The 15,839-nt window shown below is 46.0% G+C and carries 11 protein-coding genes and 3 pseudogenes; 9 read left to right on the top strand and 5 right to left on the bottom strand.

The window, feature by feature from the left end:
• Positions 1-323 precede the first annotated feature (323 nt).
• Positions 324-1,129 (bottom strand): annotated as a pseudogene (locus DP116_RS18250) (IS5 family transposase).
• Positions 1,130-1,163: 34 nt separating this feature from the next.
• Here DP116_RS18250 and DP116_RS18245 point away from each other — a divergent pair.
• The 5 genes and pseudogenes from DP116_RS18245 to DP116_RS29450 form a co-directional block, all read left to right on the top strand.
• Positions 1,164-1,340: pseudogene (locus DP116_RS18245) on the top strand (IS200/IS605 family transposase); the annotation flags it as partial.
• A gap of 178 nt (positions 1,341-1,518) precedes the next feature.
• Complete coding sequence (locus tag DP116_RS18240; protein ID WP_246275687.1) at positions 1,519-1,734, top strand: hypothetical protein; 216 nt, start codon at positions 1,519-1,521, stop codon at positions 1,732-1,734.
• Between the two features lie 311 nt (positions 1,735-2,045).
• Positions 2,046-3,041, top strand: coding sequence for a tyrosine-type recombinase/integrase (locus DP116_RS18235; protein WP_169156521.1), 996 nt, complete (start codon positions 2,046-2,048; stop codon positions 3,039-3,041).
• Between the two features lie 1,280 nt (positions 3,042-4,321).
• The gene (locus DP116_RS18230) at positions 4,322-7,504 is read left to right on the top strand and encodes a plasmid replication protein, CyRepA1 family (RefSeq protein ID WP_169156520.1); all 3,183 of its coding nucleotides are present in this window, start codon (positions 4,322-4,324) and stop codon (positions 7,502-7,504) included.
• A complete protein-coding gene (locus DP116_RS29450) occupies positions 7,425-8,057 on the top strand; it encodes a hypothetical protein (RefSeq protein ID WP_169156513.1) in 633 nt (210 codons plus the stop codon). The genes DP116_RS18230 and DP116_RS29450 overlap by 80 nt, the downstream gene beginning before the upstream one ends.
• A 58-nt stretch (positions 8,058-8,115) precedes the next feature.
• Here DP116_RS29450 and DP116_RS29445 read toward each other — a convergent pair.
• A pseudogene (locus DP116_RS29445) lies at positions 8,116-8,250 on the bottom strand (helix-turn-helix domain-containing protein); the annotation flags it as partial.
• Between the two features lie 4 nt (positions 8,251-8,254).
• Between DP116_RS29445 and DP116_RS18215 the strand changes: the two are divergent.
• The gene (locus DP116_RS18215) at positions 8,255-8,908 is read left to right on the top strand and encodes a hypothetical protein (protein ID WP_169156512.1); all 654 of its coding nucleotides are present in this window, start codon (positions 8,255-8,257) and stop codon (positions 8,906-8,908) included.
• Between the two features lie 256 nt (positions 8,909-9,164).
• Here the strand turns inward: DP116_RS18215 and psbA are convergent, their stop codons facing one another.
• Together psbA and DP116_RS18205 are read right to left on the bottom strand one after the other, a co-directional pair.
• The gene (psbA, locus tag DP116_RS18210) at positions 9,165-10,247 is read right to left on the bottom strand and encodes a photosystem II q(b) protein (protein WP_169156519.1); all 1,083 of its coding nucleotides are present in this window, start codon (positions 10,245-10,247) and stop codon (positions 9,165-9,167) included.
• Positions 10,248-10,738: 491 nt separating this feature from the next.
• Complete coding sequence (locus tag DP116_RS18205; RefSeq protein WP_169156518.1) at positions 10,739-12,268, bottom strand: flavin monoamine oxidase family protein; 1,530 nt, start codon at positions 12,266-12,268, stop codon at positions 10,739-10,741.
• Between the two features lie 1,411 nt (positions 12,269-13,679).
• On the opposite strand from DP116_RS18205, the gene DP116_RS18195 reads away from it, so the two are divergent.
• Together DP116_RS18195 and DP116_RS18190 are read left to right on the top strand one after the other, a co-directional pair.
• The gene (locus DP116_RS18195) at positions 13,680-13,820 is read left to right on the top strand and encodes a hypothetical protein (protein WP_169156516.1); all 141 of its coding nucleotides are present in this window, start codon (positions 13,680-13,682) and stop codon (positions 13,818-13,820) included.
• Positions 13,821-14,365: 545 nt separating this feature from the next.
• Positions 14,366-14,608 (top strand): hypothetical protein, encoded by a 243-nt coding sequence (locus DP116_RS18190; protein WP_169156515.1) that lies wholly within the window; start codon positions 14,366-14,368, stop codon positions 14,606-14,608.
• Here the strand turns inward: DP116_RS18190 and DP116_RS18185 are convergent.
• A complete protein-coding gene (locus tag DP116_RS18185) occupies positions 14,599-14,946 on the bottom strand; it encodes a helix-turn-helix domain-containing protein (protein ID WP_071654301.1) in 348 nt (115 codons plus the stop codon). The two genes, DP116_RS18190 and DP116_RS18185, sit on opposite strands and share 10 nt — an antisense overlap.
• A gap of 29 nt (positions 14,947-14,975) precedes the next feature.
• Between DP116_RS18185 and DP116_RS18180 the strand changes: the two genes are divergently transcribed.
• A complete protein-coding gene (locus DP116_RS18180; protein WP_169156514.1) occupies positions 14,976-15,221 on the top strand; it encodes a hypothetical protein in 246 nt (81 codons plus the stop codon).
• Positions 15,222-15,839: the final 618 nt, after the last annotated feature.

Below are 15,839 nucleotides of genomic sequence, written 5' to 3'. Positions count from 1 at the left end.
GACAACAATAAATTACACCGTTTTATGGAGTTTTACTCTGTTTTACGAGTCTCCCCTACACTCGAATTGACGAGGTTTAAGGAGTTTGCTCTTAGTCACTCACTACCGGATTCCCTTTACGGCGTTTTAACGTTGGGAAAAGTCCCAGCCCAACGCGCTTAATGTTGATTCCCGCGTTAATATCGCGGTCAACATTAAGCGAATGTTCAGCGTCCCAGTATGAACGCAGATCGCAGTCAGTAAAGACTATTTCGTCACGATATGCAAGCAATTGAGATGTGTATGCAGGATTAACTGCGATGACCCTAGGGCGTGTTTTCAAACTATAACCACAGAATAATGGAGGCGATCATTATCATGGCTGTATAATTGGCAGCAAGTTTTTCATATCGGGTGGCGATGCGACGAAATTGTTTGATTCGGTTGATAGCGCGCTCAACAACGTTGCGTTGACGGTAGATTTCACGGTTAAACGGACCTCGTCGTGGTTCATTTGAGAGTCGTGGGATAGTGAGGCGGATACCACGGCGGCGAAGGTAATTACGTATTCTACGACCTGTGTAACCTTTATCTCCAACTAATCGTAAGGGGCGCAAACGTGGACGACCTCTCCCAGAACGCTTAACTGAGCCTTGTTCCATCAATTGTTCTAGAAAAATTGACTCGTTTCTCTGACCTGGACTAAGAATAAAAGTTATGGGTTTACCTTTCCCCTCACACCGAATGTGTATTTTTGTACTGAAACCCCCGCGAGAACGACCTAGTTTCTCTTCTTCTTCACCCCTTTTTTTCCACCAGCTGCGTGCTGATGGGCGCGTATTACTGTTCCATCTACGTAGTGAACCTGCCAATCCAATTTTTCTTCTTGGTCTGCCATCACTTGCAGCTGTTCTAGAATTTGGTTCCAGATTCCGGCTTTTTGCCATCGATAAAACCGTGTAGCGACACTTTCCCACGGTCCATAACGTTCTGGCAAGTCTCGCCATGGTGCCCCAGTCCTCAGTATCCATAGGATGCCATTAATAATCATCCGGTGGTCTTTACTTGGCTTACCCGTTCTGGGTTTTTGGGGAGGAAGTAAGAATTTTAACTTTTCCCACTGTTCGTTACTTAAGTTTCCTCGGTTCATTATTGCAACATAGCGATCGCCTATATCTTAGGATATAACGAGTTTGAAAACACGCCCTAGTCGTTATCTACGCAAAGAATTTCCTGACAGAGTTAATAAGTTCTACCACAAGGACGTACTTTGGAACGGATCGTACTTTATTGCTTCCTGTGGCGGCGTAACTGTTGAAATGTTGAAGAAATATGTGGAGTCACAAAACAAACCGGATTAAACTTCGGTTACTAGTTTTCAATACGGAGATAGGCAACTCCTCATCGACATCACTCCCGCGTTGACCTACGGTCAACATAGGTCGGATGTCAATTCGTCTTGCCCACCTTATATGCCGTCACCAAACTGAGTACAGTTATGGTGCGGGGCTTACGGCGAAGAAGCTAAAATGTGTTATTATGCATGATAACAAGCATAAAACCCTCGTGTCAATGCCATTTGAAAAGAATAATCCCCATCGATATACAAGAAAGCTCAAACGACCTCTAGGGAAGATGATTGGCTTCAGAGGCTATGAAGGTCAAAGTGAGCAATTAAAAACCGTCCCCAATTGGCAAGAACGGCTAAGACAATTTGTTGACCAACTCATCTGTGATCTACCCAAAAATGAGTAGTAATGGGTAGCTTTGTCCAGAAATTAAGTTACAGTTTCAAGCCCTTTTTTTTCGGTAAGCTTACCTCTGGCTTCTAGCCAGAGGCTTTCGCCACAAACTTCTAGAGCGGAAATTTTCAGTAGCCCTAAGAAATCCAACGACATTGGAAAAGGACTTCCCCAATATATTGGCTCTTGAACCTCGGGGACAGCTTACTCAGCACCAACTAATTGATACTCCCGCGTGAATCATCGTGATACACCAAAGGGTGAGAGAATGATTTCATGGCTTACCAGACTTTACCTGCCCTGAATTTCGTTTCAAGTAAGTAGATGAGCGATTCACCCACGACAACGAGTGCACTCAAAAACCCCTTGGCACTCAATGCGCCACCACCTTTAACCGAACATCCCACAGCCGTGTATTTATCCGGACTGGCACCGGGGTCGCGTCCGGCGATGCGGCAAGCCTTAGATACAATTGCTGGGGTGTTAACCAATGGGAGTTGTGATGCCATGACTCTGGATTGGACGGCACTACGTTATAAGCATACAGCACTTGTGCGTACTATTTTAATGGAAAAGTATGCACCTGCGACAGCGAATAAAATGCTGTGTGCGATGAGGAGAGTTTTAAAAGAAGCTTTAAGGCTGGAATTGATAGACGCCAAAGATTTTGCCCGTGCTGTCGATATCAAAAGTGTTCAGGTATGTAGTGAGTTACAGGGACGCGCTTTAGCGTCAAAAGAAATCGCCGATTTGATGCAAGTGTGCTTTGATGACCCGACTCCTGGAGGTTTTAGGGATGCGGCGTTGATAGCGATTCTGCGCGGGTCGGGGTTGAGACGGCGCGAAGTCGTGAATTTAAACTTGAATGACTTTGACAAGAGCACTGGTGCGATAAAAGTCTGGGGTGGTAAAGGAGGGAAAAACCGCACGGTGTATTTACCGAATGCAGCAATTGAGGTCGTACAAGACTGGCTTGGGATCCGAGGTGAGGAGTCCGGTTCCCTGCTGTGCCATGTCAACAAAGCCGGCTGCGTGGTGCTGCGACGGCTAACGCCCCAGGCGGTGCTGTTCATTTTGCAAAAACGCGGTGAACAAGCGGGGGTAGGTCATTTTTCGGCTCATGATTTCCGCAGAACTTTTATAAGCGAACTGCTCGATTCTGGTGTAGACATCTCTACAGTCCAGAGGCTGGCTGGTCATGCATCGCCAGATTTGACTGCAAGATATGACCGACGCGGCGAACAAACCTTACGTCGTGCTGTCCAAACCTTGAGTATCCCTGGTTCTAGAACAAAAACGGAGCGCGACTCAAAGAATTGATGCGATATGCAACTGAAGCAATGTTTACTCGCCAGCGGAGCATGGAAACGAGAGAGCAAAACTTCTCAGCAATTTCTCTTTGAAAAATACCAGAAAAATGTTAATCTAACGACAACATGTCAATAAAAAACGGAACATACAATTTGAAATAGGATAAGCTCTATCCGAATTTAAGCTTGTGGACTGGTGAGTGCCGACACTGCCAGGATGAAGCAAGAAGCAATCCGGGCTACGGTCTAACAGTGTTCCATTCTGTCTAACTTTAGTCCAAGTGTTGTAGAGCGGATACCTGCTCCCATGCTCCCGTTGAAACGTCAATCAAAACCGACATCAATGATTGTCTGGGTTTTGAAGAGAAGCGGTTATGACATTGTCAGAAGTATTAGGTGAGTTTCTATAACACATAGATCTAACCAATTTCGGTACTCGAACTGTGAGAGGTGACAGTACCAAACGGTTGCTCGCTTAATATCACGGCTTTGTTAACAACCCAACCCACCCTTGTTGACTACATGTTAGCACACAAGGGTGGAAGAATCATATGCCTTTTTTTAAGAAATTGCGAAAGGCATTTGGCTCTTCATTTTCTTCCACCTTGACGTACTCCCTTGGCTAAAGCCGAAAGGATTCTTAAAAGTTGTTCCACAGCGCGCGCTATTGCCGTGCTATTACACCTTTCTTCCTGTTTCCTAGACTCTTAACTAGAGCAGCCCCATGACTTACTCCCCGCCAGACCGTCTCCGCAGGCATTTTGATTTTACATCTAAGAGGCGTCCCCCCTCGGATGGGTCTAAAAAATCAGTTTATTTTGCCTTTTCCCAGAAGCCAGTGTCGTTATCGGTTCTCTGGGCATGGAAGCGGAAGGCACTCCTACAATGGTTTCGCGTTGTAACGCGCTATATCTATTGTGATACATTTGTGGCTACAAAAGTTCCGGAAGCAGATGGAAGTCTTGAGTTAAGGAAGAGTTTAAGCGTCAATTTTGGTGTGACAAAGCCGTAGGGCTAGAAACTGCGTCTTGTAGACAAATTGTTAAGCAGTAGTTCGCGTGTGCCCCGTTGGGAGGTTGGGAAACAATCTTGAGGGCGAGTTACCAATCTTGGCTTACTTACGTATATTTACGCAGTGCCATCTTAGTTAACAGCTTTTGCACTTCCCTTTTGGGGGAAATGCAATTCATCCCACTCCTGTTCGGCAAAGTAGATCGACTTTCTTGCTTAACAACTTTAACTATCGGAAGAAAATCTAGAGTCAGATGCTTCACCACCAAAGGAAGTATCATGAACAGTTGTATTTTTCCAGAAAACCAAGAACAACTCCAAGATCAGCATCAACTAACAGAACGCCATCAGCAAGAATGGGTCGTTGATTCAGCCGTTTCACCAGCACTCACCGCCCTGAATGTTCGTTCACTTACTGGTACAGTCGTATACGAGTATTTGGTCTACGCCCTACCCCAGACCGCCAGACGTAACGACGGGCGGTTACGGGACAAGTACTTATATCAGTACGCCCACGCCTGTCACGGGGGATGGTGGGTTTCGGGACTTGATCCCCAAAACAATTGGGAACCAATGGAGTGGGGACGGTTTAAACCGGATTATCCACGCTGGGGATGGGACAAAATCACCCAAAAGCAGACCGACAAGCAGGTGAAATACGAGTCACCGATAAACACGCCCAACCGTGTGACTTACCTGCGGGTTCCAGTAGAGATTTGGGAAATGGTTGCTCACCGCTACAACGTCCCAATGCCAGAGGAAATTGTCACAACCGTTGATGGAGAAGCGATTGGTTTTTGGGCTTGGGTGGTGAATCACCCCCAAATCCCCATCATCCTCACAGAAGGCGAGAAAAAAGCGGCGTGTCTTTTAAGTTTGGGTTTTGTGGCGATCTCCCTACCGGGGATATGGAACGGACGCGTTGGCAAAAGGGATTTCAACGAAAAGCTGCATCCCGACCTTATGCCAGTGGCGAAACCGGGGCGCAAATTCATTGTCCTTTTCGACTACGAAACCAAACCCAAAACCCGCTGGGCGGTGTTCCAAGCGACCATTCGTACTGCCCAAGCAATTGAGGCAGTGGGCTGCTTTTGTGAGGTCGCATTACTGCCAGGACCAGAAAAAGGTGTTGATGACTTTGTGGTTTCGATTGGCAACGCATTGGCACAAGAAAACGAGTCGAACCTTGAGGAACTCGATTTACCCGATTTTTCTAGTCATTCCCCCAGTGAGCGAGCGAATACTCTACTGACTGGGATCATAGAAGACGCCAAGGCATTTCGTGATTACCAGCGCTCATTCCACTGTCGTAGCCGACGGCTGAGCAAGAAATACAAACCACATGTTGATGTAAATGTCAAGTATTTATCAGAAGCAGTTCGGCTACCGCAGTCTGGTTTTGTAGTATTAAGCAGTGGCATGGGCACGGGTAAAACCGAAATCATGCGACGTTGGCGCGATGAGCATCCCCATGAGCAATTCCTCAATAACGGGCATCGGGTGAATTTGCTGAAAAATTTGGCTCAACGCCTCAACACGCAAATGTACTCAGATTTGCGTTATGGAGAGTTAACGAAAGCGACTGCCCTCAGCATAACTATTGACAGCTTACACAAGCTCAACACCCAAGCCCTAATCTATGGCTGCGTGTTTATTGATGAAGCTTGCCAGTACCTGACTCACCTGCTGCACAGCAAAACTTGTAAGCAGCATCGGGCTACCATTTTGGAAGTGCTGGAGTATATCGTGTATAATGCGCAATTGGTCGTTATTGCTGACGCGCATATGGACGACGTAACGGTGGACTTTTTCCGGGCAATGCGTCCCAAAGATGAAGAACCGTTCATTATCAAAAATCAGTGGAAGAATGGTTCACGCCTGATTTATTGGTATGAGGGTGATGATTCTTCTGCCTTAGTTGCCCAAATTTCGGCGGCGCTGATGGTGGGGCAGAAAATTATGGTGGCTTCTGACTCGAAAAGATTTATTAAGAAACTTGAAAAATCGTTAAATGTGTCGGTGCGGGTGGATGACGGTTCAGCTCAAGACAGCTACCGACAACTAAAGGTGTGGTCTATTCACTCTGATAATTCTGGAAGCGAAGAAAACGTTGCTTTCATCAAAGACATAACGAACGCTGTCAAGAATGTAGATGCCCTTTTAACCTCGCCTAGCCTAGGAACAGGGGTAGATTTACCTGATTACCATTTTGACGTGGTTTTTGGGGCATTTCACGGGATTTCGCAGACGGCGACCGAATGCGCTCAACATCTGCACCGCTATCGTCCAAAAGTACCGATGCACGTTTGGGTCGCGCCGCGCCCTCCCTTTGGATATGCTGAAACTAACGCCACGAAAATTAAAGAGCAGTTGCTGCAAACCAATGAAATGACAGCTTTCCTGCTGCGGATTGACAGAGAAACAGGAAAGCGGGGTGCAGAAAAAGATTGGGCGTTGCAAGCTTACTGTGATATACAGGCTCAGCGAAACGAATCAATGAACAGGTTGCGAGCTGATTTGCTTGACTTGTTGACCGAAATGGGTAACAAAATTATCCCCATGGGCGCAGAAAGAAATGAGCTTGCTCAGAAACGTCTGAAAGATGCCGCTGTTGCATTGGACACTGCTTATTACTCAGCAGTTGCAGGGGCGAAAGATATTTCAGCTAGCGAGTACCGCAAGCGTATGCGTAAAGACTACCTAAAACCAGAGGAAATTTATGAATGCGAAAAATTCCGCATTCAGGAAGCGTATGGTATGGAAGTCACTCCGTCACTGGTTGAGAAAGATAATGGTGGGAAATTGATTCGGGCGATTTCCAATTTAGAAGCAATTCTAGCAGAATCAGATGGTGTAATAGAAGATACAGGTACCGGAAGAATATACCCAGCACCACCAGAATTTGTGGCAGAAAAAGACCGCCAGGAGAGAAATAAGCTGCCGTTGTGCATGGACTGGGGGAATTACTCGGCGCGGTGGGTGTTGTTGTCCAGTTTGGGACTACCTGAGATTCTCAAGCGCCTAATAGATGGGGAGGAAGTGACTGCTCACTCGCCTGAGTTGCTGAGAATGGTCGAAATTGCCAAACAGTGTGCGGCGCACGTTAAGGCGATTTTAGGTTTTACTATTCCTTCTAAGTGTCAGCCGATATGGCTGTTGGCACTTCTGCTAGACCAATTGGGATTAAAGTTGACTTCTAGGAAACAAGGTGCACGTGGTCAACAAGTGAAGTTTTATTTTCTTTCCCAGGAGGAATTGGAATTTGCAAAAGTAGTGATTGATTATCGGGAGCGCAAGCCTCAACCGGAGGTAAAGTATAAAAATAACCCCACTGGAAGTTTTGAAGCTACTAGAGGGGCAAAATGCATTTTTCCATACCCATATGATACCAAATCCCGAAATCTCAACAAACCTCAATTCAGTTCGCTCACAGAAACAGCCCCAGACCCAGAAGAATTGTAAACTCATCACACCTGAAAAACCTTTACTCATTCCACCTCTAGTCGCCAGAGAAATTGGACTAGAAGCAGCAATCATCCTGCAACAAATTCATTACTTTTCTCAGAATTCCAAACACATCCTCAGAGATGGACAACGCTGGTTTTACCTCACCTTAGAAGGTTGGGCAGAAAAACTCCCCTTCTTTAAGATGTCTACTATCAGGAGAGCCATTGGTAAACTCAGACAACTAGAACTCATTAATGTTCATCGCCATAGTCAACACACCTGGTATCAGGCAAACTGGTACACAATCAACCTTGAAAACGTGAAAGCCTTGTGGGACAGGATTTGTCAAAATCAGCAAATCGATGTGAGCAATTCTGACACATCGATCTGCTCAGATCGAGCAAATCATATCAAAGACTTCTCTACAGAAGAATTCTCTACACAACAACATGCTGCTGCGGATAAAGATTTTGTGGAAGAAAATTCGGAGACATTACCCAAGGATGTGACGGGTAATTCTTCCCCAAGTATTCAATTTGTGACGCCAAGTCATCTTTCTGGGAGGTAGTAGAAACTCGTGCATATAAAATAATGGGTCGCTGGTCAACTCTATCAACCAGCTTTTCAATAGATTCAATCAAATACCGCCTATGTCCACCCGGTGATTTGATATATTGAATCTTTCCCTCATCTGCCCATCTAGTCAAGGTCTTCGGGTGGTAACCATATCTTTTTTGCGCTTCGGCTGGTGTCAAGTACATAATAATGGAATCTTTGTCCGATTTGTTCCATTATATGCAGTTAAATTCCGGTATTCGGTCGCCTAGTTATTCGGCGACTGAACAAACGATTGAACAAACGATTGAACAAACGATAGAGACTCGTTCGCCAAGCAATGTAGAACAATCCACGATTCTGCGCTTCGTTGAAGAACAAAATCATAGCTGCTCATCAACACAGCCATTGACTCATGAGGACACACTTTCCGCCCCCGCCTCGGAACCTGTAGAAAAACCTCCTCAAGAAGATGTCAGAGAAATTTGTAACCAACTGCGTCAAATCCCATGTGCAACAGCCTTTCGCCTCAATCAGGAGATAATAGCGGTTATCAACAAGTTTTGGCGAAATGTACCAGGAGCTTTAGCCTACCTTAAAGAAGCTTTACGTACGTGGAAGCGAGTTGATTCCCCGGAAGCAGTATTTGTAGCGGCGTGCAAGAACGGCAGAAAACCAGAGAATTGGGGGAAACCATTACCGAGTTATCCTCAACCAAGTGATGAGGACTTGGCACAATTGGCAGAAGCGAAATCAACTAGGCGAATTAAGGACTATTATTGTCAGCCGGATGGGCTATGGGTGGTGGACACGGGGAGTGAATGTGTTAACTTGTGTGATTTTTTATCTACGGCTGGTTTCTAGCTTAAGTCGGTTGAAACTGACGCTCGTTTCCGCTTCTGGTGTTGGGTGCAATACACACTCGCGCTCTGAGACGTAGCATTTACGTGCTCTACATTATTTGTGGTGGTGTGATTCAAATGAGAACCGCCGTATTCATCCCCACCCCGAATTGTATGTAAAAAACCACTAGGAGAGGTACATGGATACCAAGTTGAAAGCATGCAAAAAGCGCCCCCCTTTTCAGGAGAGCGCTTTTTACTGATCTAAATCTTAGATATTATCCGTTGATAGCAGGAGCAGAGAGTGCTACAGGAGCAGCTTCAGCTGATGCCAAATCAAGAGGGAAGTTGTGAGCATTACGTTCGTGCATTACTTCCATACCCAGGTTCGCACGGTTGAGCACATCTGCCCAAGAACCAATCACGCGACCTTGAGAATCAATCAACGATTGGTTGAAGTTGAAACCGTTGAGGTTGAACGCCATGGTGCTGATACCCAGTGAGGTGAACCAGATACCGATGACAGGCCATGCAGCCAGGAAGAAGTGCAAGCTGCGGCTGTTGTTGAAAGAAGCATATTGGAAAATAAGTCTTCCAAAGTAGCCGTGAGCAGCAACGATGTTGTAGGTTTCTTCTTCTTGACCGAACTTGTAACCGTAGTTTTGAGATTCGGTTTCGGTTGTTTCACGAACCAAGGAAGAAGTGACCAAAGAACCGTGCATTGCACTGAACAGTGAACCACCGAAGACACCAGCAACACCCAGCATGTGGAAGGGGTGCATTAGGATGTTGTGCTCTGCTTGGAACACTAACATGAAGTTGAATGTTCCAGAGATGCCCAAGGGCATACCATCAGAGAAGGAACCTTGTCCGAGGGGGTAAATCAAGAAGACTGCGGTTGCTGCTGCAACAGGTGCACTGAATGCAACGCAAATCCAAGGACGCATTCCTAAGCGGTAGGATAATTCCCACTCACGACCCAGGTAGCAGAATACACCAATCAGGAAGTGGAAAACAACTAATTGGTATGGACCACCGTTGTACAACCACTCATCTAAGGAAGCTGCTTCCCAGATGGGGTAGAAGTGTAAGCCGATGGCGTTGGAGGAAGGAACAACAGCACCAGAGATGATGTTGTTACCGTACATTAAGGAACCTGCTACTGGTTCGCGGATTCCGTCGATGTCTACGGGGGGGGCTGCGATGAAGGCGATGATGAAACAGGTTATTGCGGATAGCAGGGTAGGAATCATCAGGACGCCGAACCAACCGATGTAGAGACGATTTTCGGTGGAGGTGATCCACTCGCAAAACCGCTCCCATACATTGGCGCTTTCGCGACGTTGTAATGCAGTTGTCATGGTTCTTATGATTGCAGTTGTTTAAGTATGTATGTAAGCAAATGTTTGTTTGCTTATTTTCATAATAGTTTACATTCGTTTACAAAATCAAGGGGTTTTCCTGAACGTTTTCTTTTATCAGCTATCAGCTTTGCTTATGGATGTTGGGAGTTGAAAAATTTCCCCCCCCACGCCCCATCATCTAATCCTGCGTTTGTCGATAGGGACTTGGGGGTTTTTTGTGGCATCCTGCGTTTCATGGTCAACGAAAAAATTCCCGATGGGAAAACTAAAATCTGAGATTCAAAAGTCACTTTTTCTATCCCTCTTGTTCCCCATTCCCTCACGCATCCGAATGTAGAGATGTGTGGGGATTTTTGTTTCCCCCTTTAAGGACCTTGGAACTCAATAAAAAAAGCCCGCACGCGCGAGGCATAACAAAAAGGGTTTAGCTGAATTAAAAATGAACAGTTAATTGTTAAATTTTTTAATATTGACGTGCTCGTGCTCGACTACCAAGCACTTCCAACTGCTGCCAATTGACGATTTTTACCAGAGACAGTCACAGCAACAGGAATAGCAGTGGATTGTAGAGCAGGCTTATGCTTAACAATATCGTAGACCGCTTCAACAGCAGACTCAATCGAACCTTGTAACCATGCGGGGAAGCGAGAGCAGTGTTCACCAGCAAAGAACAGGGTGTTTTGGGGTCTTTGGGCTTTGAGGTAACTCGCAGATCCATCAGCCTCATCCCAGTGAATCGTGCATCCGCCAGCACTCCACTTGTAGTTGCCCCAGGCGATGGACGCTTTGTCTAAAATCATACCAGGTTCATTCAGTTCGGGGTGAATCTTGCTGACAGTGTTTTGGACGTAGTCAAAGCGCTCTTGTTCGGACATCATGCCCATCCGTTGAGCATCGTCACCGATGGTGTAGCTCGCCAACATCACGCTACCACGTTCGGGGTTGAACTTCACGCTTGGGTAGTATGTTTGACGCACGCCCTCACCACTGAAGGAAGCACCACCTTTGATGCCATTCTTTTCCCAGAAGGACTCGCGAGCGTGAAACGCCACCTTGGTACCGGGACAGTAGACGGTGTTGTGAATGGAATCGAGCTTATCATCATCAAAGCCGCTCAACTCCATCTTACGGAGTACACTGAAGGGGATGGTGCATAATACATAGTCACAACGACGTGTATGTAACTGACCGTTTTCTTTGTAGGTGATTTGGACGTGGTCAAATTGCACGCGCAGCGCCACAACTTCAGAGTTACACTTGATTTCACCAGTTATTGAAGCCGCTAAACGTTGGATGAGTTGATCCATCCCACCTTTGAGTTGCAACAAGTCGTGGCTGGTTTCTGTGATGATGTCACCCAGGAAAATATCCAATCCTTGAGAGCACTTTGCCCGGAAGCTTGGGTTTTGAGTTAGGAAGGAGTTCAAATCAATCGTTTCGCCATCTTCGCTGAAGTAGGGATTTAAATCTAAGCGCTCTAATTCATCCATTAAGTGAGATTGCAAGTCGCGTTCAAATTCAGAACGGAGATTACCAGGAGCGATAGTATTGATGATGGTTTTGAGCCAAGCAGCAAACAAGCGGGTTTTTTCACTGTAGCGTGTGTCAGAAAAGATACCACCTTCTGTTTGTTGCAGGACACGGGGTGCGTCTTTCATCTGAAGCACTTGCCCGTTGATGTTCATCATGGCGTTGCTTTCCTCGAACACTGTCATGAACTTGCACAGTTTGTCAGACAGTCCCATTTCATGTACGTAATGCAGTGTCATTTCATGTTCGCTGGGGATACGCATTGCTCCGAGTTCTGCGTAGGGTGCATCTGGGGAATTACCGAAGCGGTGTGTCCATACTCGACCACCGATGCGTGGGCTACCTTCTAGAATTTCAACTTCATGACCTAGGCGTTCGAGTTCATATGCTGCTACTAAACCTGCGATACCTGCTCCGAGAATTGTGATTTTTTTACCTTTTTGAAAGTTTACCAGTTGGCATTGCTCAAGTAAAATTTTGGTGTCCATTGTTCCAGCTTCCCTTAGTCGTTTGTGTTGAGCGGGTTTCAACCGCTTCTGATATTTCATAAGGGGGACTAGAGATTTTTATGCACTCAATAGCTGTTAACTCATTCCCCGGCTGTAAAAATTTCACAGCTTTCGGTGAAGGGTGTGACACCTCATACCCATTACGAAACAACCGCTTATAGTGAGTTATTTGCTTTTGGGTGAAGTGCCCACTAATCCTTACGGATATCGCAAAGCGTTTTTTCCGAATGCTATTGGCAAACAGTGGGGCGGGCGAGTGAGCGTAAAGCGCACGAACTCGCGTTCGTAAACGTGCGACGACTACATCTTCTTTCAGTCCACGCTGCCCTCTACCTTATGTTTCGGTCAACTACCGAAACAGTAGTGAGGGCGAGCGTGTAGGCTTACAAGAATTAGCTTGCAACGTGAGAGTGTACTCGCCCATTAGTTAAAAAATAACCGAACCTTGACAAATAAATAATTCCAATTTTACAGTGTCGAGAGCAGAAAGCCCATCCTCTTTTAGGGGTGGGATGAATGCGTGGCAAATGCGCTAGCCCGTCAATTTCTTAACGAAAGCTTGCGTTAACTTGATATCTTGTCTTACTCATGTGGGTAAAATATAAGTATTAAGGAGGTTCGTGGACTTGAAACGAGTAACGCGAACAATTAAGCTAAAGTTTTCGCAATTGAATAAAACAAAGGAACAGTTGTTTGAAGAAATGACTGCTGAGGCAACAGACTTAGCTAAAACAAAAAGAAGCTTCTCACCTACCCGAAGGGAGGTGATGAGATGAATTTTTGGGCGATAAAGAGTCCCACCCGACGCATTGTCCCCTAAAAATCTGGCAACATAGCTGTTTGTTGATTCGTCGGTACATACGGGTACTCGTTGCATTAAGGCTGCCAGATTTTTTCGTGTTAGACCCCCGCCCCGACCAATAACGACTACTACTCGTTGAGAGAGTGGGGTGGGCGACGAATCGCCAATCTCTGTGTTTCCTGTTACAATGTAGATGGTTTGCTTCACCCAAATTGGTGTCTGATAAGCCTCTGTCCAGTAGCATTGCGATTATTGGTAAGCGTCTCCGTTGCACAGCATTAAAGTAAGTAGGCACATCTTGATTAATACAAGTTACCGATTGGTTTGTCCGATAGCGCAAATAAGCCAGCATCTCGTCCAGGGCAGTAAAACTTGTAGGGTACAAGGTAAGAAATTCAAAGTCTGCGGTAGGGCATTCCGTGGACTCAAAACAAAGCTCAGCGCCTCCTAAGCAATAGCTGGATTGGCTGAGAAGCCTGCACTGTACAGCTTGCTGTCAGTGCGGGAGTATGTCACCTAATTGGTTGTTAACTATTCCTCTACCACCAGAGGCGAAAGTTAACAACTTCTAAGGTTCAAACTCGTCTCATGTCTGCGCTGTCTAATCAAGTCATTCGACACACCACATCTGATGCTGGGAAAAAGGCGAAATCCTTCAAGCGACTGCCGCCAGAGGTAAATAATCAGAACTGGGCATTGCACAAAGTGGGAACTACGAGAGGGCGTTAGTTTTCCGACCATCAAAGGAACAAAACGTGTTCCTGTTGAAGTTGCGTCTAAGCACTGGCAACCAGTTTTGGAAGGAATTTTTGACGGTACGATTGAAAGAGGCAGTGCCAAAATCATCAAACATCGGAATAAGTGGTATGTCTTAGTTTGCTGTAACCGAGGAAGTTCCTCAAGTTGATGCAACTAACAGGATTGGCTGTGATAGAGGACAGAACAACCTTGCGGTAGTAGCTCCCAAAAACGGGTTTGGCAAGTTTTTTAGTGGTAAAGAACTTATGTGCTGCAATAGCTTTGTCCGATTCAAAGAATGGGCTGTTTGGCGCAGCCCCAAACTGGATGAAAAACTAATCCACGGGGATTGGGGACGCTTATGCCAGAATCCCACGGCTTTATGTTACATTGTCTCGGAGCAAAAATGTGGTAGCCGTGGGAGCGTCAAGGTTGCTCGTTGAACCAAGAATCCCACGGCTAGCCGTGGGAATGAGCGCGTAGCGCGATATTCACATAGCCGTGGGAGTGTCAACAGTACAGCAGACTAAGAGACGATGCAAATCAAAAATTCTCAGGGTGCCGAAATCTACAATCCTTTTCAGGAATTATTTTCCAGCGAGCGCAGGCGCACTCTTAGGGAGTGCGTTTTCGTGTTTGTAGATACTGCTTTTACAGCAGGCTACACACAAAAAGAAGTGTTGGAAGCGTTCACAGATTGGTTTTTTCAGAATGATGAGGATAAATTTGAAGAAGTCGTCAAATGTCTTGAGCAAATTGTACAAAGTAGCTACGACTGAAACCCTCCACTTACCTCATCAACCAAAAGCTTAATCAAACGAACACACTCCTTTTTGGATAACTGTCTGGCGGTAGGGATAACATCCTCCGCCACTTTTGGTTTATGGGTTACTTCAGGTGCTTGTCCTCTAATTTCGGCAAGCAACTGCTCAAGAGTTTGTCCGCGAGAGGTGGCAATCGCCTCCAAATTACCCAAATCTGGGATAACTTCTCCGCGCTCCCAGAGTTGTATAGTCACATAGCTTACACCTAAGTCCTTTGCAAATCTCCTCTGGCTTCTCTCTCCCCTAGCTCCCCTAATAGCTTGTGCTAACTTGTTTCGGGCGTCACCATCCATAATCATCTACTGAGTAACAAATTTCTATCATGACGTTGCAGTTACTAGAATTTCAAGTTATAAATGTATTTATCAATACTGGTAAGTTTTTTTTCAAGTATATGGCTAGAGCGACGGAAACAGAAAGAATCAACGTAAACATATACATAGACAAAGCTGTCGCCCACAGGTTACACGAGTTCGCTCGGCAACAGGCAATGTGGAAAGGTCGGCTTGTCGAAGCAGCAATTATTGAATATCTCAACAAAATCGAGCCTAGAGCAGGCACGACATGACTGCTATTTGTCACACAAGGAGTCACAACCAAATGATTTTTGAGCGATTGTGCAAAACCTTAACTAGTGAGTGTTTGTTGTTCCCCACTGACGGATTCAAAGTACAGCGGCGCGAACAAGAAGGCACCTCCTCACAGCATTGACGGGGTCTTACACTTCTTTAATTGAACTTGCACATTACAACGAATACACGACTTGCGTCTTCCAGATAAACATTGCACTCGTGTGGTTCAGTACGAAGTGGACAATGCGTGACCAAAAATCAGAGGGTGCAATAGCAAAGGCGCAGGAGCACTTTATCTGAACGCGCACTTTCCGCGTCCCTTACAGTATTGGAGCAGAAAGCCCATATAATACGCGGTGTGGGGACGGGCAGTTTCCTCAAGTCGGGAAACCCGCCCACGGAACTGCCCTCAGGAATGCGATGCACTTTTAAGTGCCGTCAGCCCTAATCTTTCGCTTGAGGCTCCGGATATAGCTTCTAAGTATGTCAGTTTGCGTTCTACCCTCCTGTTCGCAATAAGCTTTGAGGGTTTCTTTTTCCTCGTCCGTTGCCTCAAATGTTATAGTGGGTGAGATGAAAACCCTGTGGCTTTAGCCCAGGGACGCCACATGCCT

The organism is Brasilonema bromeliae SPC951 (genome assembly GCF_012912135.1).
Classification (GTDB): Bacteria; Cyanobacteriota; Cyanobacteriia; order Cyanobacteriales; family Nostocaceae; genus Brasilonema; species Brasilonema bromeliae.
Note: the sequence above shows the minus strand (reverse complement) of the source record. Positions and strands in the feature narration are given on the sequence as shown.

Bases quoted from the DNA above. Each gene is read 5' to 3' on its own strand.
- DP116_RS18195 (WP_169156516.1), top strand. From the start codon at position 13,680: ATGTCTGCGCTGTCTAATCAAGTCATTCGACACACCACATCTGATGCT.
- DP116_RS18235 (WP_169156521.1), top strand. From the start codon at position 2,046: ATGAGCGATTCACCCACGACAACGAGTGCACTCAAAAACCCCTTGGCA.
- DP116_RS18230 (WP_169156520.1), top strand. From the start codon at position 4,322: ATGAACAGTTGTATTTTTCCAGAAAACCAAGAACAACTCCAAGATCAG.
- DP116_RS18240 (WP_246275687.1), top strand. From the start codon at position 1,519: ATGCATGATAACAAGCATAAAACCCTCGTGTCAATGCCATTTGAAAAG.
- DP116_RS18215 (WP_169156512.1), top strand. From the start codon at position 8,255: ATGGAATCTTTGTCCGATTTGTTCCATTATATGCAGTTAAATTCCGGT.
- DP116_RS18185 (WP_071654301.1), bottom strand. From the start codon at position 14,946: ATGGATGGTGACGCCCGAAACAAGTTAGCACAAGCTATTAGGGGAGCT.
- psbA (WP_169156519.1), bottom strand. From the start codon at position 10,247: ATGACAACTGCATTACAACGTCGCGAAAGCGCCAATGTATGGGAGCGG.
- DP116_RS29450 (WP_169156513.1), top strand. From the start codon at position 7,425: ATGATACCAAATCCCGAAATCTCAACAAACCTCAATTCAGTTCGCTCA.
- DP116_RS18205 (WP_169156518.1), bottom strand. From the start codon at position 12,268: ATGGACACCAAAATTTTACTTGAGCAATGCCAACTGGTAAACTTTCAA.
- DP116_RS18190 (WP_169156515.1), top strand. From the start codon at position 14,366: ATGCAAATCAAAAATTCTCAGGGTGCCGAAATCTACAATCCTTTTCAG.
- DP116_RS18180 (WP_169156514.1), top strand. From the start codon at position 14,976: ATGACGTTGCAGTTACTAGAATTTCAAGTTATAAATGTATTTATCAAT.